Here is a 17842-nt window from a genome sequence, read left to right as displayed (position 1 = left end):
CTTGCATAGCATCCGGTTCTGTTCGTCATAACTTCACAATAATTTCCTGAGGATTACTTAGCGGTTTTTCCAGCGTACTACAGGCTCTTCCGGCGCCGTGTCCGGCACGTTCGAGATCGCCAGCCAGTGCGTCAGGCGTTCCGGATGCTTGAGATTGATGCCCATGCCATCGATGATGCCGACCTGTTCCAGCATGCGCGCATCGATTTTCGCCTTCGACACCGTGGGCGCGCCCATGACCATGCGGTCATACGCCTTGCGCGCCTTGTGTTCCCACTTGTGCAGATTGCTTTCGTCGAAACGGTTCGCTTCGAAATACACGGTCAGGGTGCCATCGAGGTTGCCGAAGCCGACAATGCCCGCGCCCTTGCGGATGGTGGTGGTGTTGTCGATGTCAAATTCCGCCGTGGGCACGAAAATGCCGGCGCGGCCATCGATGTCGGGACGTCCCACGGGCGTTTCCTTGCCGTAGGAACTCGTTTCGGTAATGGTTTTTTCTGCAGACATGGTGCGTGTGGTGGCCGTGCCGGGAGCGCGATCGGGCCCGGCAGCGCCAGTCATCCTGTTCAAAAAATGCGTGCTGATGATCAGGGCGGGGTAGTGGCCCTGGCGGAGCGATGCTTGGCATTGCTTGATACCCCGCTATTGTAGCGTCAATTTAATTCTTTTTGGCAACATTTCCTGGGAATTATGCTTCCGTTTGGGCCATAAAAAAAGCCGCCCGGCCTGGTGGCGGAGCGGCTGTTGCACGACGACTTCAGACTCAGGCGGCAGTCTTGCGGCGTGCCATGAAACCCAGCAAGCCCAGGCCCAGCAGCATCATGGCGTAGCTTTCCGGTTCCGGCACGGCCGTCGTCACCGAGACGTTGTCCAGGTAGGAACCATAGGTTGGCGCGGAGGCCGGGCCGATCGATTCGAAACGCAGCAAGGTGGACGAACCGAGCGCGGTGACGTTCTGGCTGTAGGTTTGCCACACGCCGGTGGTGTTGCCGACCAGGGCCGTTGGCGTCAGCAGGGTCGAACCCCAGTAGACGTTCATCAGGCTGCTTGCGCCGCCTGGCGTATTCGGGCGGCCCGAGTAGGCAAACGACAGCGCATACGTGCCGCCGGCCGTGGTGGCGAGCGATTGCGACACGGACGTCAGGCGCTCGGCGTTGAGTTCCAGGTATTGCGTGCCGGCGGCAGCGACGGGGTTGAAGCCGCTCTGGCCGCCTTGCGTGGCGCCCTTCTGGATTTCAAAGGCCGTATTGCCGCTGACGGACGAGGTCCAGCCCGTCACGGCGCTCAATTGTGCGAATGGGGTGGTGATGGCATTGCTTTCGAAGCTGCCGTTGACGACCAGTTCTGTCGCGGCGTTGGCGCCGCCGGCAGTGATCAGGGAGGCCAGCGCGGCGATCTTGAAGAGGGTAGCAGGCATTTTCATGTGGGTCCGTTCTATTATTTAAAAGTTAATTTCATTTCCTAAATGACATTTAAAGAATATCACTAAAACTCACGAAAAAAACTGCTGCGCGATAAAAATATTTGTAATTGTGAAATCATTCGTGTTCAAAATTGCATTAGTTTCCATGGTGAATCAATTGCAGTGCTGCCGCAGGGTGAGCGCGGCCCTGAGGCTGCTTGCCCTGGAGTATTTTTGTGACATTGGGGCGAAAAAAAACCTGCATCGAAACAACAACGATGCAGGTTTTTTGCGTGCCGCCCGCGTGCGCGCCCGGCTATTGATGCCATAGCCGGGACGTGCGCGGGACTAGAACGCCAGCCGTCCTTGCAGGTAAACCATGCGCGGCGCGCCCACCAGCTTGCCCAGGTTACCGTCCGAGGTGCGCGTGAAATAGCGCTTGTCGGCGAGGTTGTTGACGCCGGCAACCAGTTCCAGGCCGTTCTGGCCCGGTACTTTCCATTTCACTTGCGTGTTCCACGTACGGAAGCCGGGAATGACGCCCACGCTGCCGGCCAGGTTTTCCGCCACGGTGTTGGCCTCGTCGGCGAACTGGCGGCTCTGGTGGCTGCTCGACAGGTCGAAGCCCCAGGCGCCCAGCTGGTAGTGGGCGCCGACGGTGTCCGTGGTGCGCGAATAGAAGGGCACGTCATTGCCCGCGTTCACGCCATCCTGCAAGGTGGCCTTGGTATAGGTGTAGGTGGCGTAGGCGTTCAAGCCGGCCAGCGGGCCGGATCGGTCGAAGTGGTAGTCGACGGCCGATTCCAGGCCCCGGTGATGCGTGGCGCCCACGTTGTAGAAGACGACGTTCTCGCCGCTGCCGACGGACTGGATCTGGTTGTCGAACTTGATGTTGAACAAGGTCGCCTCGGCCGACAGCTGGCCGCTCTTCCAGCGCGCGCCCAGCTCGGCGGTTTTCGCCAGTTCCGGCTGCAGCGCGTTCTTGCTCGATTGCGCATTGAGCTGCGTATTTTGCACGGCGCCAAACGAGCTGTTGTAGTTGCCGAACAGGGTGACGTTGTTGTTGAGCAAGTAGGCCACGTTCAGCGAGGGCAGGGCTTTGTTGTTGAGCAACTCGATTTTCTGGTCGGTCGGCAAGTGGTTGAAGCGCACCGTCTTGATGTGCTCGTAGCGTACGCCCGGCGTGATGCGCCAGGCGTCGATGGCGATCTTGTCGTCGATATACACGGCTTGCGCATCGGTGGAGTTGTTGGCGAAGCGCGTCGGCGCCTGCTGCACGCCGCTGGCGATGACGACGTTGTAGATGCTTTCATCGGCCCGTTCGACCAGATAGCGGTAGCCGACGGTGACGTCCTGCGACACCTTGCCGGTCGTGAAGCGCTGCGTGTAGCGCGGTTCGATGGCCGTCGTTTCATAGTTGCGCGGCTGGTGGCCCAGGTTGTTTCCGCTGATCAGCGTGCTTTCGCGCGAGCTCTTGTTGTAATAGGCGCGCACCTCGAATTCCTGGGTGCCGGAAATGGCATTCAGGTAGCCGATGTCGAAGGCCTTGCGCTCGCCGCTCCAGAAGTCGGTCGGGCGCGTGTTCTGGAACGGGTCCTGCTTGTATTGCGCGGCCGTCAAGCCGCCCGGCGTGCGCGACGTCACGTCATAGTAGGACAGCTTGCCGTACACCTCGGCCGTCGGGCTCAGGTCGTAGCGGAATTTCAGGGCGAAGTCGTTGACCTTCTCATCGCTGCCCACGCGCCAGTCGCTGCCGCGGATGCCGGAATACAGCACCGCCAGGCCCAGGCCGCTGTCGAGCTGGGTGCCGGCAAACACGCTGGCCTGCGTGTTGTGGCCCACTTCGCTGTACGAGTTGTAGCGCACGGTGGCGTCGCCCGTGATGCCTGGCGTGGTGGGCACGCGGCGCGTCTTGAAGTTGATGATGCCGCCCACGTTTTGCGGGCCGAAGCGTACGGCGCCGCCGCCGCGCACCACGTCGACCGTTTCCACATTGGCCAGGCTGACGGGCGCGAACGACAGTTGCGGCTGGCCATACGGCGCGACCGACATCGGAATGCCATCGAGCAAGACCGTGCTGCGCGGCGAATAGCGTCCGGCCAGGCCGCGTACGCCGATATTCAGGGAAATGGCGCTGCCGGCGCTGCCCGAGTTGTCACTGATCTGCACGCCGGGAATGCGGCGCATCACGTCGCTGAGGCTGGTCGCGCCCGAGTTTTCGATGTCATCCTTTTGCACCACCGTGCGGGCGCCCGCAAAATTCTTCGTGCTGGCGGCCATGCTCGTGCCCAGCAGGTTGCTGCTGACCTGGATGGATTCCAGGATGGGGCCGGCGTCATTGGCGGTACTGGCCGTATTGGCGTCCTGTGCCTGCGCGGCAAGGGACGTGCCCAGGCAGGCGAGGGCGATGGCCAGCGCGCACGGGCGCAGCGAAAAAGGCAGTGGGGAAAGTGTGGCGGCCATGCATGGATCTCCGTAGGGACAATGGTTGCGCGGGCATTTTTGGCGGCGCGACAACATCGTGGCGTGGGCATCCTGCGCAAGGGGATAAGAATGATAATGATTCTCATTTTATCCGTCAATTGCGAATATTGCGTAGTGGCGGTATGCCCGCCCGCAGGGTGGGGAAGTGTTGCTGGCGCGGTACAGCAGGCGGTCTTGATTGCCGCTTGGCACCAGTGCTCGGGTGCGGCGGCATTGTGCGCGCTTCTTGTATACTCCCGTTTTTGCAGCCGTCAGACGTGAACGTACAATGAGCCAGACAACTGAAACGACACCAGGCAATCCCCCCGTGGAACGCCGCCAGGGCGACCAGCCGGCAAGTGCTGCGCGCAAATTGAATCTGCTGGTGGTCGACGACAACCAGGAAGTGGGCGAATCGCTGGCCATGCTGCTCGAAGCGCTGGGCCACCACGCGGTGGTGGTGCGCAACTGGCAGATGGCCGTCGAGCAAGTCAAGCTGTGCGTGCCCGACGCCGTCTACCTCGACATCGAAATGCCCGGCATCAGCGGCATCGAAATCGGCCGCCGCCTGCACCACAACCCCGAAACGGCCAACGCCGTGCTGATCGCCGTCACCGGCCACAGCCTGCCCATGTACATGGACGACGCGCTGGCCGTGGGCTTCCGCCACTTCCTCGTCAAACCCGTGCGCCTGGAAGACCTGGCGACGACGGTGCAGTCGGTGCTGGCGGGCTGAAATGTGTGCTATGGTTTGCGGCCCATCCCCGGGCATCCGGACACAGGTACGCAATGACCATGCATTCCCCGCAGCAAGCTGCAAGCACCGACCTGGCCAGCCGCTATCTGGGCGTACTGGCCGATTTTGATACGGCCTTGCTGGATCGCCATGCGCCGCATGCCGATGCGGAAAAGCTCTCGGGTCTCTTTCTCCCCAGTATTCCGCCCAACTGGCTGGAGGCCCGGCAGCGCATCATGATCGTGGGCTGCGAAACGCGGCAATGGAATGTGTTGCCGGTAGGGGAGCGTTTTAGTTCGCTGGAGTACTATGTCGAGCGGTCGATGGCCGTGCATCAGGCTTATTTTGCGCAGCAATTGTCACGCGCGGATATCAAGGGCCGTGCCTTTCATAATTTCACGCGCGCGGTGGCCCGGCGTTCGGGCAGTGATGGCTTGATCTATGCCAATCTGCTGTGCATGGCGTGGAATAAAGGTAGTCCCGTCAAATGTCGGCATTTTGAGGTCATCAAGAAGTACTCCAAACTGCTGCTGGATGTACAAATCGATTTCTTCCAGCCCGAGATCATCATCTTTGCCAATGGCAGCGCCACCGCCGGGCACCGGCGCGATTTCTTTCCGCTGGCCCGCGATGCGCAGGGCAAGGCGCTGGGTTGCGATTACGTCGAGGATGGCATACCGAATGCGCAATTGTGGCAGTTCCCGCTGGACCACAGGGATTGCTACCGCATCCAGCATCCTTCGTCGCGCTCGCCAAGTTCAGCGCGGGCGCGCGAGTTTTTGCTGGGCCTGCTCCCCGCCCGCTGAGAGGACGCCCCGGCAGTGCCATGCCGCCGGGATACCGTTCGTCTGTTAGGGCCGGCTCAGCGACCACTGCTGATTATTCGCATTGGTCAGGTTCCACTGGATGATTTGCGCGTTTTCCAACGTGCTCAGGTTCAGGACGTCCAGGGTCAGGTTGCTGTAGCGGTTGGTAATTGTCTGGTAGCCGGACGCGGGGCTGGCGAAGCGCCATTGCTGGCCCAGTCCGCCCCAGTAGCTCCATTGGGCGATATTCGTGCCCGCCGTGGTCGAGTTGTTGTAGTCGTCCAGGCCCAGCAGGCTGTTCGCATTGATCAGGCTATAGTACCCGTCGCCATGCCCCACCACATACCATTGCTGGTGTTTCCCTCCTGTATAGGTTTGCTGCTGCACCAGCGCGCCATTCGCCGTGCCGGCGCCGGCCACGGCCAGCGCTTTGCCGCTCAGGCGCGAGCGCAGCACCGTGGGGCCGTCCGAGATGCCGCCGCAGCTGGCGACCGTAAAATTGCGCGTCAGGCTGGGCCAGCCATCGCTGTATGTCATCTTTAATATGTCGAGCTTGGCCGCGCCATTGTCGTTGACGTCGTAATAGTGGACCGAGGTGTAGTTGCAGCCATCCTGCTTGAGCACGCCGATATGGCCCGGTCCCTTGTACTTGCCGTCGAGGTTGGGCAGCACCGTGCGCGTGCCGCTGTACGGCCCCGTCACGCTGCTGGCGCGCTGCACTTCCACATAGTATGTGCTGGCGGTGCCCTGGCAGCATTTGCCGCGGTTGACGAACAGATAGTAATACTCGCCGTCGCGCGTGATGTAGGGCGCTTCGATATCCTTGCCGCCGCCACCGAGGATGGTGGTGACGTTGCCGCTCGTCTTGCCTGTCGCCTGGTTGATTTCCGTCACGCCGATGCCGCCGAAAAACGAGCCGTAGGACATGTAGACCTTGCCGTCGTAGTCGCGGAACAGGGCCGGGTCGATGGCATTGATTTCTCCTCCGCCCCCATATGATTGCACGACGATGCCCAGGTCGGTCCAGCTGGGATTTTTCAGCGAAGCCGAGCGGGCCACGCCGATGGCCGACACGGAGGTACCGAAGGTGGACACCGAGTAATACAGATAATAGTAGCCATTCATGTGGATCACGTCGGGCGCCCAGTACGAGCCGCTGAAGTTGGGGATTTTATTGGCGATCCAGGCCGGCGGCGTGCTGAACACGGGCGCAGGGCCGGCCGACCATTTCAGCAGGTCCGTCGAGGTGGAATACCAGATGCCGTCGCCCGTGGTGAAATTGAAATACGTGTCGCCGTCTTTTGTCAGGGTACCGGGGTCGTGCGCATTGGGCACGCCCGTCAGGGTGATCGCCTGCGCATGGGCGCAGAACATCAGGCAGAGTGCTGCCAGGATCTGCTTCATCGTTGTCTCCGTACTGTTTTTATGGGGCGGTCCAGGCCGCACGCCAGAGTAGGGCGATGGTCGAATTTGCACTAATGAATTTTTTGCAGGAAGCGATACCGGGGCCGGTATCGGAGAATGAAGAAAAGCGGCGCCGGAATAGAAAAAGCCCGGTTCGAAAACCGGGCTCTTCTTTATTCTGTGGGGTGGCTGATGGGGCTCGAACCCACGACAACAGGAATCACAATCCTGGACTCTACCAACTGAGCTACAGCCACCACTGTCTTACTTACCTGTTTAGCTGTTTTGCTGAACAGGTGCCGAATTATACAAAGAACTCGGCAAAGTGGCAAATCTAAATGCAGTCTTTTTTAAAGAATCGAAAGATTGCATGAAAACGGTCGTTTTTGCTCACCCAGCTCACACGGACAGGTGTTCGACGGGCGGGTGCAAGTCCAGCAAACCGGCGAAGGCTTTCGCCAGGGACTCGACCTTGGCCGTCGTGTAGCCTTGCAGCCGTGGCGCGTCGTTGTTGATGCGGCGCAAGCTTGCCGCATCGAGCAGGCGGGCCAGCTGGCGCGCCACGGCGTCGCCCGTGTCCACCAGGGTGATCTGTTCCTGCGTGTGGGCGCGCACCGTGCGTTCGATGGCGTCCTGCACGAACAGGTAGTGCGTGCAGCCCAGCACCAGCGTGTCGACGCCTTGTTCCAGCATGGGGGCGATGTAGCGTTCCAGCATGGCGCTGGTGGCGTCCAGCGGATCGGTGCCCAGCTCGCATTGCTCGATGCGGTCGGCCAGGCCGATGCAGGGCTGCAAGATGAACGTGGCGCCCGTGGCGGCGCTCACCTGCTCGCGCAAGGCCAGCAGTTTGTCGCCGCGCAAGGCGCGTTCCGTGGCCAGCACGGCGATCTTGCCGTTGCGGCTGATGCCTGCCGCCGGTTTCAATCCCGGTTCGACGCCGACGATGGGCAGGTCGGGGTAGCGCGCGCGCAGCGCCTTGATGGCGGCGATGGTGGCCGTGTTGCATGCCACGACCAGCGCCTTCGCGCCTTGCTGCAATAAAAAGGCGGTGATCGCCAGCGAACGGTCGATCACTTGCTGTTCCGTCTTGTCGCCATACGGGGCATAGCCGGAATCGGCAAAGTAAATCAGGTCTTCCTGCGGCAGCTGCGCGCGGATATGGCGCAGTACCGACAGGCCGCCCACGCCGGAATCAAAAATGCCGATGGGGGCGTCCGGGCGGGCATTGCTTGCAATAGAAGTCATATAAAGCCGAAGAGGATAAAAAAACGCCGCGCTGTGTTGCCGCGCGGCGTTAATGGTAGTGCTTGTTTAAGCGACCGTCACGGGAATCTTGCTGACGCTATTGAGTTGCTCGATCTTCGCCTGCCACTCTTTCGGGCCCGTGTTGTGCACGGAGGTGCCTTTCGAGTCCACGGCCACCGTCACCGGCATGTCGACGACGTCGAATTCGTAGATGGCTTCCATGCCCATGTCGGCAAAGCCCAGCACTTTCGCGCCCTTGATGGCTTTCGACACCAGGTAGGCGGAACCGCCCACGGCCATCAGGTAGGCCGACTGGTGTTTCTGGATCGATTCGATGGCGACCGGACCCCGTTCGGCCTTGCCGATCATGGCGATCAGGCCCGTCTGTTCCAGCATCATGTTGGTGAACTTGTCCATGCGCGTGGCGGTCGTCGGGCCGGCCGGGCCGACCACTTCGTCGCGCACCGGGTCGACCGGGCCGACGTAGTAAATCACGCGGTTCTTGAAGTCAACCGGCAATTCTTCGCCCTTGGCCAGCATGTCCTGGATGCGCTTGTGCGCGGCGTCGCGGCCCGTCAGCATCTTGCCGTTCAACAGCAAGGTCTGGCCCGGCGTCCACGAAGCGACTTCTTCCTTCGTCAGGGTGTTCAGGTCGACGCGCTTGGATTTTTCCGTGTCCGGCGTCCAGTGCACTTCCGGCCACGACGACAGCGATGGCGGTTCCATGTAGGCAGGGCCCGAGCCGTCGAGCACGAAGTGGCCGTGGCGCGTGGCGGCGCAGTTCGGGATCATGGCGACGGGCTTCGACGCGGCGTGCGTCGGGTGCATCATGATCTTGACGTCGAGCACGGTCGTCAGGCCGCCCAGGCCTTGCGCGCCGATGCCCAGCGAGTTGATCTTGTCGCACAGCTCGATACGCAATTCTTCCAGTTTATTTTGCGGGCCGCGTTGTTTCAGCTCAAACATGTCGATGTCTTCCATCAACACCTCTTTTGCCATCAGCATGGCTTTTTCGGCCGTGCCGCCGATGCCGATGCCCAGCATGCCTGGCGGGCACCAGCCGGCGCCCATGGTCGGCACGGTCTTCATGACCCAGTCCACCAGCGAGTCGGACGGGTTCATCATGATCATCTTCGACTTGTTTTCCGAACCGCCGCCCTTGGCAGCCACTTTCACGTCGACGGTATTGCCTTCAACCAATTCCATGTGCACGACGGCTGGCGTGTTGTCCTTGGTGTTCTTGCGGTCGAAATGCGGGTCGGCCACGATGGAGGCGCGCAGCTTGTTGTCGTCGAAGTTGTACGCGCGGCGCACGCCTTCGTTGACGGCGTCGGTAACCGTGCCGCTGAAACCTTCGAAGCGCACACCCATGCCGATTTTCAGGAAGACGTTGACGATACCCGTGTCCTGGCAAATCGGACGCTTGCCTTCCGCGCACATGCGCGAATTGGTCAGGATTTGCGCGATCGCATCTTTTGCCGCCGGGCTTTGCTCGGCCGCATAGGCGCGCGCCAGGTGTTCGATGTAATCAGCAGGGTGGTAGTAGCTAATGTACTGCAACGCTGCGGCGACGGATTCGATCAGGTCTTCTTGCTTTATGACAGTCATGGTGTTCTCGCGGTAGATAAGAAGGGTAAGACTCTTTACTAATACTAGTTACTGCATTGGAATGACAAAGCCCATGGCCGCTGCTGGCAGCCATGGGCTTCGGGTTTAATGCGGTCGTGCCTGGTTCTGTGTCACCGTCATGATGCGGTCGGTGTACGCGATCGCCATGGCGGAAATAATGAAGACCATGTGGATCACCGTCTGCGCGATGATCACTTCCATCTTGTAGGAGTTGGCATTGATGAAAGTCTTCAGCAGGTGGATGGACGAGATGCCGATGATGGCCATCGCCAATTTCGTCTTCAGCACGGAAGCATTTACATGCGACAACCATTCCGGCTGGTCTGGGTGGTCATCGAGGTGCATGCGCGAAACGAAGGTTTCGTAGCCGCCAATAATGACCATGATCAACAGGTTCGAAATCATGACCACGTCGATCAGTCCTAATACCACCAGCATGATGGTCGCTTCGTTCAGCTTGGTCGGCAGGGCGCTGCCGGGCACGGCGACGGCCGTCAGTACGTGCTGCAGGGCTGCATCATTGCCGAACACGGCGCCGATCAGGTCGGATAATTCCACCCAGAAATGGAAGACATACACGCATTGTGCGAGGATCAGGCCCAGGTACAGCGGCAACTGCAGCCAGCGCGACATGAAGATGAAGGCGGACAATGGATGCAGCTTGGTATGTTTGGCAGACGGTGGTAGGTGGTCGATCATGTAGGGGTTCCTGGGGGAGTAAATACCAATTTTTGGCATGCCCGACATTTTACACTTGCTGTCGATTACTGCGCATGGCCTTGCTCTGTATTATTGGGTTTGATGAAACACAAAGTGGTATTGAAGCTTCGGCGCGCCAGGCATTTTCCCAGTGAAAATACTGTACGGCGTCCCCTTGACGCCCATCGCCGAAGGCGCTTATGGTTAGCCTTGACGGAGGAAAACGCTGCAGAAAATGCGCAATGTAAGGCGTCCGTAAGACATGGCGCTTATCGTGTTAGCAAACAATTACTACACTGGAGACAAGCATGGCCGCTACAGAAAACCAAGGACAGGGCACGCAGCAGCAAGGACCAGAAGAGTCGCGCGTATTTGAACCATCGGCGGCCTTTGCCGCACAAGCTACCATTTCCGGCATGGCCGCGTACCAAGCCATGGTGAAAGAGGCGGAAACCGACTACGAAGGCTTCTGGGCCAAGCTGGCGCGCGAAAACCTGAGCTGGAAAAAGCCGTTCACCCGCACCCTGAACGAAGACAATGCCCCGTTCTACAAATGGTTCGAAGACGGCCAGCTGAACGTGTCGTACAACTGCCTGGACCGCAACATCGAAAACGGTCTGGGCGACAAGACGGCCATCATCTTCGAAGCGGACGACGGCACCGTTACCAAGGCTACCTATAAAGAACTGCACGAAAAAGTCTGCAAGTTCGCCAACGGCCTGAAATCCAAGGGTATCGCCAAGGGCGACCGCGTCATCATCTATATGTCGATGTCCGTGGAAGGCGTTGCTGCAATGCAAGCCTGCGCGCGCATCGGCGCCACGCATTCCGTCGTGTTCGGCGGCTTCTCGGCCAAATCCCTGCAGGAACGCATCATCGACGCGGGCGCCGTGGCCGTCATCACGGGCGACGAGCAATTGCGCGGCGGCAAGAAGCTGCCATTGAAATCCATCGTCGACGAAGCGCTGGCGCTGGGCGGCTGCGATACCGTGAAAAACGTCATCGTGTATAAACGCACGGGCAGCGACTTGCCGATGGTGGCTGGCCGCGACACGTGGCTGCACGACCTGGTCGCAGGCCAGAGCGCGCAATGCGAGCCGGAATGGGTCGATGCCGAGCATCCACTGTTCATCTTGTATACGTCCGGTTCGACGGGCACGCCGAAGGGCGTGCAGCATTCGAGCGGCGGCTACCTGCTGTGGGCCGCGCTGACGATGAAGTGGAGTTTCGACATCAAGCCTGACGACGTCTTCTGGTGCACGGCCGACATCGGCTGGGTAACGGGCCACAGCTACATCGCGTATGGCCCGATGGCCGTGGGTGCCACGCAAGTGGTGTTCGAAGGCATCCCGACCTACCCGAACGCGGGCCGTTTCTGGGAAACCATCAAGAAACACAACGTCAGCATCTTCTACACGGCGCCAACGGCCATCCGCTCGCTGATCAAGGCGGCCGACGTGGACCCGAAAGTTCATCCAGGCAACTACGACCTGACCAGCCTGCGTTTGCTGGGCACGGTCGGCGAGCCGATCAATCCGGAAGCGTGGATGTGGTACTACAAGCATATCGGCGGCGAGAAATGCCCGATCGTCGATACCTTCTGGCAAACGGAGACGGGCGGCCACATGATCACCCCGTTGCCGGGCGCGACGCCGATGGTCCCCGGTTCCTGCACCCTGCCATTGCCGGGCATCATGGCCGCCATCGTCGACGAAGCGGGCCAGGACGTGCCGAACGGCCAGGGCGGCATCCTGGTGGTCAAGCGCCCATGGCCATCGATGATCCGCACGATCTGGAACAACCCGGAGCGTTTCAAGTCCAGCTATTTCCCGGAAGAACTGGGCGGCAAGATGTACCTGGCAGGCGACGGCGCCATCCGCAACAAGGACACCGGCTACTTCACCATCACGGGCCGCATCGATGACGTGCTGAACGTGTCGGGCCACCGCATGGGCACGATGGAAATCGAATCGGCCCTGGTGGCCAACCCGCTGGTGGCCGAGGCCGCCGTGGTGGGCCGTCCGGACGACACGACGGGTGAATCGATCTGCGCCTTCGTCGTGCTCAAGCAAGCGCGTCCGACAGGCGAGGAAGCCAAGAAACTGGCCCTGGAGCTGCGCAACTGGGTCGGCAAAGAAATCGGCCCGATCGCCAAACCGAAGGAAATCCGTTTCGGCGACAACCTGCCGAAAACCCGCTCCGGCAAAATCATGCGCCGCCTGCTGCGCGTGCTGGCCAAGGGCGAGACGATCACGCAAGACGTCTCGACCCTGGAAAACCCGGCCATCCTGGAGCAGTTGAAGGAAGCGTCGTAATGAAAGGCCGGTCCCTGCGGGGGCCGACCATGGCCTGTATTGGGCTGCTGCTTGTCGCTGTGTGCTTTAACTTTTACCCCACGGTAAATAACTTTGGCAGTCCGTAGAATCTTTGCTATAATCTGCGGCTTCGCGACAAGCGAGAAATAGTACGCAATGCGAGCAAGTCGACGCATTGCCTGCAGGAGAGGTGGATGAGTGGTTGAAGTCGCACGCCTGGAAAGCGTGTATAGGTTCATAGCCTATCGGGGGTTCGAATCCCCCTCTCTCCGCCACGGATAGTAATTAAGTAAGATCAGGACGTCTCAGGAAGTCCCTCAAAAACCGCTTAGAGCCTTGATTCTAAGCGGTTTTTTCGTTTTTCAGCGTCTCCGGATGTGCCAAGGCATTTCAGGATATCCAACTTTTTTGAGGGAATGCTCCGGGCCGGATTCCCCCATCCTTGACTACCATTCCCGCATAACTGTCCTATAGTGGTTCCAGACGCATTTGCGAAGGAGACCACCATGGCAAAGCTTATTGTCCCGCTGACCGAACTCCAGGTCAAAAACGCCAAACCAAAGGATAAACCATACAAGCTGTCCGACGGCGGCGGCCTGTTCGTGGAAGTCATGCCGAGCGGGTCTCGCATCTGGCGCTGGAAGTTTCGCCAGGCCAACGGCAAGGAGAACGCACTGACGTTTGGTCCTTATCCGGAAATTACGTTGCAGGATGCGCGGGAAAAGCGCTTGGCTGCGCGGCGCTTGATGCTGCAAGGAATCGACCCCGCCAAGCATCGCGACGACGCCAAACGCCTGGCAAAGGATAAGGCGTCCAACACCTTCGAAAAAATCGCGCGCGAGTGGCACGGCAATAAAGTGCCGACGTGGAGCGAACGCACCGCCAAGAATACCATCCAGCGCCTGCAAGCGGACATCTTCCCAGCCATCGGCCGCATGCCGATCGATGAGATAAAGCACCGCGATCTGATCGCCGCACTGCGCAAGATCGAGGAGCGTGGCGCAAGTGAAGTCGCCCATCGCCTGAGAGCGCTATGTGCGTCAATTTTCAGCTACGCGATTCAATGCGGATTCACAGAGCGCAATCTGGTCACCGATATGAAGGATGTGTTGAAGACCGTCCGCGCCGGACACTTCGCCGCCATCAACGCCGACGAACTACCGCAGTTTCTGGCCATTCTGGACCGCAACGAAGCACGCATGTTCGCGCCGACCCGCATTGCGCTGCGGCTGATGCTGCTGTGCTTTGTGCGTACCAGCGAGTTAATCGAGACGCCCTGGAGTGAAATCGACCTGGAGCGCGGCGAGTGGATCATTCCATGGCAGCGCATGAAGCGCGGCAAGCTGACCGTCAATCCGGATATGACCAACCATCACGTCTGCCTGTCGCGCCAGGCGCTGGAGCTGCTGCGCGAACTGCACGCGATCACGGGCCGCAGCAAGTACCTGTTCCCGAATCAGCGCGACCACGAAAAGCCGATCAGCAATAACACGATACTGGTGGCGCTTGGACGCATGGGATACAAGGGCAAGATGACCGGCCATGGCTTCCGGGCGCTGGCCATGAGCACCATCAAGGAGCGCCTGGGCTACCGGCATGAAGTCGTGGACCGGCAACTGGCACATGCGCCGAAGGACAAGGTGGCCAGCGCCTATGACCGGGCGCAGTTCCTGGCGGAACGGCGCCGGATGATGCAGGATTGGGCCGACTACATCGATGCCGTCAGCGGCAAGGGAGCGCCACCGCAGACGCCAAGATTAACGCTGGTCAGTGGCGAATTCAGCCGGGATGGCGGAACAGGAGGGCACCATGTCTAAGTATGCATTGCGCCTCACGGATGAGCTTATTAAGCAAGCTGCTCCGAAGGACAAAATATACAAACTATTCGATGGGGCTGGTCTGTACATCGAAGTGCAGCCCAGCGGCAGCAAGATCTGGCGCATGAAGTATCTCCAGCAAGGCGGTGGAGAAAGCGTTCTGACTTTTGGCCGGTATCCCGAAGTGTCCATCGCCAAAGCCCGCGAACACAGGCTTGCAGCGCATCAGATGCTGGAGAGGAAGCAGGACCCGAGCACAGAATTCAATCGAGAAAAATTGCATCCACTGCCAAAGCCTATTCCACTCGACGAAATATTCGATGAGCCGGAGTGGGGCCATGTGCAGACCAGTGTTCTGCGGGCGACCCTGTTCGCTATCCGTCACCTCGAAACCGCCTTATTTCCTGCATTGGAGCGCATTTCCGTCAGTGAAGCACAGCACAGTATCCAGCAAGCAGCCATTCGGCAAATTGAACAGGACGGTTTACAGGTCGTTTCCCGACACCTGGAGGGTGTTGCGACGGCGCTCGCTGCCAGCTATTTACGTAACGGCATGAGCATGGACCAATTGGTTAGTGCGATGAAAGAGTCAAGGAGGCGGGTACGTCGCCAGGGAGACAGCATGCAGTAGCTACTTGAGCCTTTGACCGTACTGCAATTCTGCGTACTACGAAAAGCACCCTTGACGAAACGAACCACTTGCAAACGTCGATATCAGGCATAGAATGAAGCTCTCTTATGTGGGAATCGCTCCCACGAGGACATGCATCGAGCATGTCCCTATGCTTAGCGGCATAGGCGTTGCGGTCGTTACCCGCCACCATGATACCTAGCAGTTTCTGCTAGACATATATATCGCCGGGCCATGCAGAAGCATGCACATCTCGGCACGATAAAGCGCTGCCTTCAGCGTCTTCATATCCCACAATCCGCAAGACGGATTGCCTGGATGATTGCGCCCGATGGGCGCTCCTTCAAACAGGAGCAAGACTCCTGCCCTGATTGGTTCGCATGCCCCGCGAGGTAGCGCGCCCTATGAAGCACAGCATGGCTTTGCCGCAAGCCGCACCGTCAGCAGAAATGCCAGCGATGCGATGCCATCGCGGCCGCCGCTAGCGCGTGTGCTTCAGAGTCGCCAGTATCGTCACCGCGAGTGCGATGCTGGCATGTATGCCGTCACATGCCATGGCTACGTGCGCGCGTCGTTACTGGCGGCGTGCTGCCAGTGACGACGCGCCGCCGACGGCATAGGCCCAGGCGGCAAGCACAGAGCGTCCGCGTGACGGTGCTCAGTGACGAGGCCAGATGCCTCTTCATCGCAGGCTAGCCTTGCGATTTCCTTTGCCCGCTACGGGCTGATTAGTAGAAGTTGATCCGTGCACGATGTGCACTCCATGGACCCTGGGTGATTGGTCCCCGCTGCGGCAGCTTCCTCCGGGAGCGCGCAGCGGTGCCACACGCGCATGCGGCGCGGGCAGGCAGTAACAGCAACCGCATACACGGGAGTGGTGTCCCGAGGCCCTTGATTCAACCTTTTCTGCCGAGGCAGTGAGGGTGGCCAGAAACACTTACCAGACAGGATTACACCACGCGGCATCGATGTGAAAACCATGGATCGAAAGGATGACTTTGCCATGCGCGACTTGAACTACCAGCTCAAGCAACTGTGTCACCGCAACCGGGATGGCAGTTTTGCGACGCAGGCCGACCGCGAACGCTTACTAAACCTGTGCGCCAACGACCTGGCGGAACGGGGCTTCCAGCATATGAGCGTGGACAGCCTGAAGCCGAAGCATGTGGCGGCGCTGCTCGACAAGTGGAAGCAGGATGGCGTCAGTACCGGAACGGTCAAGAATCGCATGAGCGCCCTGCGCTGGTGGGCCGAGAAGATCGGCAAGGAGAACATCATTGCGCGCACCAACGGCGAATATGGCATCGCGGAGCGGGTGTTTGTCACCAATGTTTCGAAGGCGAAGGTGCTCGACGCCGACACGCTCGCCCGCGTGAATGATCCGTATACGCGCATGTCCTTGCAGTTGCAGGCGGCGTTTGGTTTGCGGCGCGAGGAAAGCATCAAGATCAAGCCGGGATGGGCTGATGGCGGGAACATCCTGCGTCTGCAGGAGAGCTGGACCAAGGGCGGCAAATACCGGGAGGTGCCGATAGTCACCATGCAGCAGCGCGCCGTACTGGACGCGGCCAAGGCGCTGGCCGGAAAAGGCAGCTTGATTCCGGCGCAGTTGCGCTATCGGGACCAGTTGAACCGTTTTCGTGCGCAGTGCGACAAGGCTGGCATCCATGGCGTGCATGGGCTGCGCCATGAGTATGCGCAGCGGCGCTATGCCGAGTTGACTGGCCGACCTAGTCCAGCCAGTGGCGGCCCGACTTCGAGACAGTTGGATGCGTCGCAAAAATTGGTTGATAACGCTGCGCGGCTGAAGATTTCGACGGAGATGGGGCATGGGCGTGAGCAGGTTACGTCCATCTACCTGGGGAGATGACCGTTCACTTGTATCAGGGGCGCAGCGGATGGAATAGAAGAGATGAAGAAGGGGCAGCGCTGGCGCTGCCGGAATGATCGAGGAGAGTCGGTATGACTCTTCATTGTTTGCTGTTCATCAATCGAAGGAGAATCTTATGACCACGACAAAAAAATTCCTCCGCTTGCCTGCGGTAATCGAGGCTACCGGCTGGTCCCGCGCCACAATCTGGCGCAAGGTGAAGGCAGGCGTGTTGCCAGCTCCAATTCCCATCGGCCCCAAGTCGGTCGCCTGGGATTCGGAGGAAATCGCTCAATGGCAGCAGCGCTGTATTGATGCTAGGCGTGAAGTCGCTTGAGTGGGAGTTAACAGTGGCCCCACCCCGTAAGACGTCACGGGGCGGGCCTACCGGCCCTCTCCAAATTCTCCAACTGCTGCCGCTGCGCGGCAGCCCCGCGCGCCTGCTGCGCACGTCCGTGGTTCTAATTAGGTATTGACTGAGCATGCTTTTACGGCGGTCAGTGCATCAGTCTGTGTCCAAATGGCAGACTTGACCCTGGCGGCTGATAGGGGTGTTTGACCTTAAACATCCCAAGGTGCAATTACCTACATACCATTCCTTGCTTTGACCGACCAATCATCGTTACTTCTTTTCTCTTGTCCCTACGCACAGTTTTGCATATTGAGGAGTGCCCCTAACAACTAGCATGTAAAAATTCAGAAACATTATTAATTATATAAAATGCACTGTTTAAGCATACAGTGTAATGAAGATTGTAAGCGTTAGAATTCTAACCAATTATCACTTCCTGTTGGGTTTTAATGTCGTTTTCATCCTTTATGTAT

The 17842-nt window shown here is 59.4% G+C and carries 14 protein-coding genes and 2 tRNA genes; 8 read left to right on the top strand and 8 right to left on the bottom strand.

The features are described 5' to 3' along the window. Positions 1-57: 57 nt before the first annotated feature. The 3 genes from OX459_RS20170 to OX459_RS20160 all read right to left on the bottom strand — a co-directional run bounded on the left by OX459_RS20170 (position 58) and on the right by OX459_RS20160 (position 3865). Entirely contained in the window at positions 58-507 is a 450-nt protein-coding gene (locus OX459_RS20170; protein WP_035825219.1) for a hypothetical protein, read from the bottom strand. A 256-nt stretch (positions 508-763) separates the two neighbouring features. Next, positions 764-1423: a PEP-CTERM sorting domain-containing protein gene (locus OX459_RS20165; protein WP_099665284.1), complete on the bottom strand. Its 660-nt coding sequence runs from the start codon at positions 1421-1423 to the stop codon at positions 764-766. Between the two features lie 327 nt (positions 1424-1750). Further along, positions 1751-3865, bottom strand: a complete 2115-nt coding sequence (locus tag OX459_RS20160) for a TonB-dependent siderophore receptor (RefSeq protein ID WP_289906327.1) — start codon at positions 3863-3865, stop codon at positions 1751-1753. Positions 3866-4154: 289 nt separating this feature from the next. Between OX459_RS20160 and OX459_RS20155 the strand changes: the two genes are divergently transcribed. Next, a complete protein-coding gene (locus OX459_RS20155; RefSeq protein WP_099665282.1) occupies positions 4155-4601 on the top strand; it encodes a response regulator in 447 nt (148 codons plus the stop codon). Positions 4602-4654: 53 nt separating this feature from the next. Continuing rightward, entirely contained in the window at positions 4655-5407 is a 753-nt protein-coding gene (locus OX459_RS20150; protein WP_289906326.1) for a hypothetical protein, read from the top strand. Positions 5408-5452: 45 nt separating this feature from the next. Here the strand turns inward: OX459_RS20150 and OX459_RS20145 are convergent, their stop codons facing one another. The 5 genes from OX459_RS20145 to OX459_RS20125 all read right to left on the bottom strand — a co-directional run bounded on the left by OX459_RS20145 (position 5453) and on the right by OX459_RS20125 (position 10384). Next, on the bottom strand, positions 5453-6811 hold the full coding sequence (locus OX459_RS20145) for a family 43 glycosylhydrolase (RefSeq protein WP_289906325.1): 1359 nt from the start codon (positions 6809-6811) through the stop codon (positions 5453-5455). Positions 6812-6992: 181 nt separating this feature from the next. Further along, a tRNA-His gene (locus tag OX459_RS20140) sits at positions 6993-7068 on the bottom strand. Positions 7069-7210: 142 nt separating this feature from the next. Beyond that, positions 7211-8056: a glutamate racemase gene (gene murI / locus OX459_RS20135; protein ID WP_099665279.1), complete on the bottom strand. Its 846-nt coding sequence runs from the start codon at positions 8054-8056 to the stop codon at positions 7211-7213. Between the two features lie 66 nt (positions 8057-8122). Beyond that, positions 8123-9664 carry a fumarate hydratase gene (locus OX459_RS20130; RefSeq protein ID WP_289906324.1) on the bottom strand — a complete coding sequence of 514 codons (1542 nt, stop codon included), beginning with the start codon at positions 9662-9664 and terminating at the stop codon, positions 8123-8125. 105 nt (positions 9665-9769) lie between these two features. Next, the gene (locus tag OX459_RS20125) at positions 9770-10384 is read right to left on the bottom strand and encodes a YqhA family protein (protein ID WP_077400355.1); all 615 of its coding nucleotides are present in this window, start codon (positions 10382-10384) and stop codon (positions 9770-9772) included. A gap of 308 nt (positions 10385-10692) precedes the next feature. Here OX459_RS20125 and acs point away from each other — a divergent pair, with 308 nt between their 5' ends. The 6 genes from acs to OX459_RS20095 all read left to right on the top strand — a co-directional run bounded on the left by acs (position 10693) and on the right by OX459_RS20095 (position 17354). Beyond that, a complete protein-coding gene (acs, locus tag OX459_RS20120; protein ID WP_289906323.1) occupies positions 10693-12699 on the top strand; it encodes an acetate--CoA ligase in 2007 nt (668 codons plus the stop codon). 184 nt (positions 12700-12883) lie between these two features. Then, positions 12884-12974 (top strand) — tRNA-Ser (locus OX459_RS20115). Positions 12975-13205: 231 nt separating this feature from the next. Then, on the top strand, positions 13206-14516 hold the full coding sequence (locus tag OX459_RS20110) for an integrase arm-type DNA-binding domain-containing protein (RefSeq protein WP_289906322.1): 1311 nt from the start codon (positions 13206-13208) through the stop codon (positions 14514-14516). Next, positions 14509-15147, top strand: a complete 639-nt coding sequence (locus OX459_RS20105) for a DUF4102 domain-containing protein (RefSeq protein WP_289906321.1) — start codon at positions 14509-14511, stop codon at positions 15145-15147. Before OX459_RS20110 ends, OX459_RS20105 begins: the two co-directional genes overlap by 8 nt. Positions 15148-16150: 1003 nt before the next feature. Then, entirely contained in the window at positions 16151-17017 is an 867-nt protein-coding gene (locus tag OX459_RS20100) for a phage integrase N-terminal domain-containing protein (protein WP_289906320.1), read from the top strand. A gap of 136 nt (positions 17018-17153) precedes the next feature. Further along, complete coding sequence (locus OX459_RS20095; protein WP_289906319.1) at positions 17154-17354, top strand: AlpA family transcriptional regulator; 201 nt, start codon at positions 17154-17156, stop codon at positions 17352-17354. The last annotated feature ends 488 nt before the right edge of the window (positions 17355-17842 follow it).

The organism is Janthinobacterium sp. SUN026 (genome assembly GCF_030397625.1).
Lineage (GTDB): Bacteria > Pseudomonadota > Gammaproteobacteria > Burkholderiales > Burkholderiaceae_D > Janthinobacterium > Janthinobacterium kumbetense.
Note: the sequence above shows the minus strand (reverse complement) of the source record. Positions and strands in the feature narration are given on the sequence as shown.

What these genes read in the sequence shown, in the direction of transcription:
- OX459_RS20165 (WP_099665284.1), bottom strand. Translation starts at nt 1,423, where the DNA reads ATGAAAATGCCTGCTACCCTCTTCAAGATCGCCGCGCTGGCCTCCCTG.
- murI (WP_099665279.1), bottom strand. Translation starts at nt 8,056, where the DNA reads ATGACTTCTATTGCAAGCAATGCCCGCCCGGACGCCCCCATCGGCATT.
- OX459_RS20105 (WP_289906321.1), top strand. Translation starts at nt 14,509, where the DNA reads ATGTCTAAGTATGCATTGCGCCTCACGGATGAGCTTATTAAGCAAGCT.
- OX459_RS20150 (WP_289906326.1), top strand. Translation starts at nt 4,655, where the DNA reads ATGACCATGCATTCCCCGCAGCAAGCTGCAAGCACCGACCTGGCCAGC.
- OX459_RS20145 (WP_289906325.1), bottom strand. Translation starts at nt 6,811, where the DNA reads ATGAAGCAGATCCTGGCAGCACTCTGCCTGATGTTCTGCGCCCATGCG.
- OX459_RS20100 (WP_289906320.1), top strand. Translation starts at nt 16,151, where the DNA reads ATGCGCGACTTGAACTACCAGCTCAAGCAACTGTGTCACCGCAACCGG.
- OX459_RS20160 (WP_289906327.1), bottom strand. Translation starts at nt 3,865, where the DNA reads ATGGCCGCCACACTTTCCCCACTGCCTTTTTCGCTGCGCCCGTGCGCG.
- OX459_RS20095 (WP_289906319.1), top strand. Translation starts at nt 17,154, where the DNA reads ATGACCACGACAAAAAAATTCCTCCGCTTGCCTGCGGTAATCGAGGCT.
- OX459_RS20110 (WP_289906322.1), top strand. Translation starts at nt 13,206, where the DNA reads ATGGCAAAGCTTATTGTCCCGCTGACCGAACTCCAGGTCAAAAACGCC.
- OX459_RS20125 (WP_077400355.1), bottom strand. Translation starts at nt 10,384, where the DNA reads ATGATCGACCACCTACCACCGTCTGCCAAACATACCAAGCTGCATCCA.
- acs (WP_289906323.1), top strand. Translation starts at nt 10,693, where the DNA reads ATGGCCGCTACAGAAAACCAAGGACAGGGCACGCAGCAGCAAGGACCA.
- OX459_RS20170 (WP_035825219.1), bottom strand. Translation starts at nt 507, where the DNA reads ATGTCTGCAGAAAAAACCATTACCGAAACGAGTTCCTACGGCAAGGAA.
- OX459_RS20130 (WP_289906324.1), bottom strand. Translation starts at nt 9,664, where the DNA reads ATGACTGTCATAAAGCAAGAAGACCTGATCGAATCCGTCGCCGCAGCG.
- OX459_RS20155 (WP_099665282.1), top strand. Translation starts at nt 4,155, where the DNA reads ATGAGCCAGACAACTGAAACGACACCAGGCAATCCCCCCGTGGAACGC.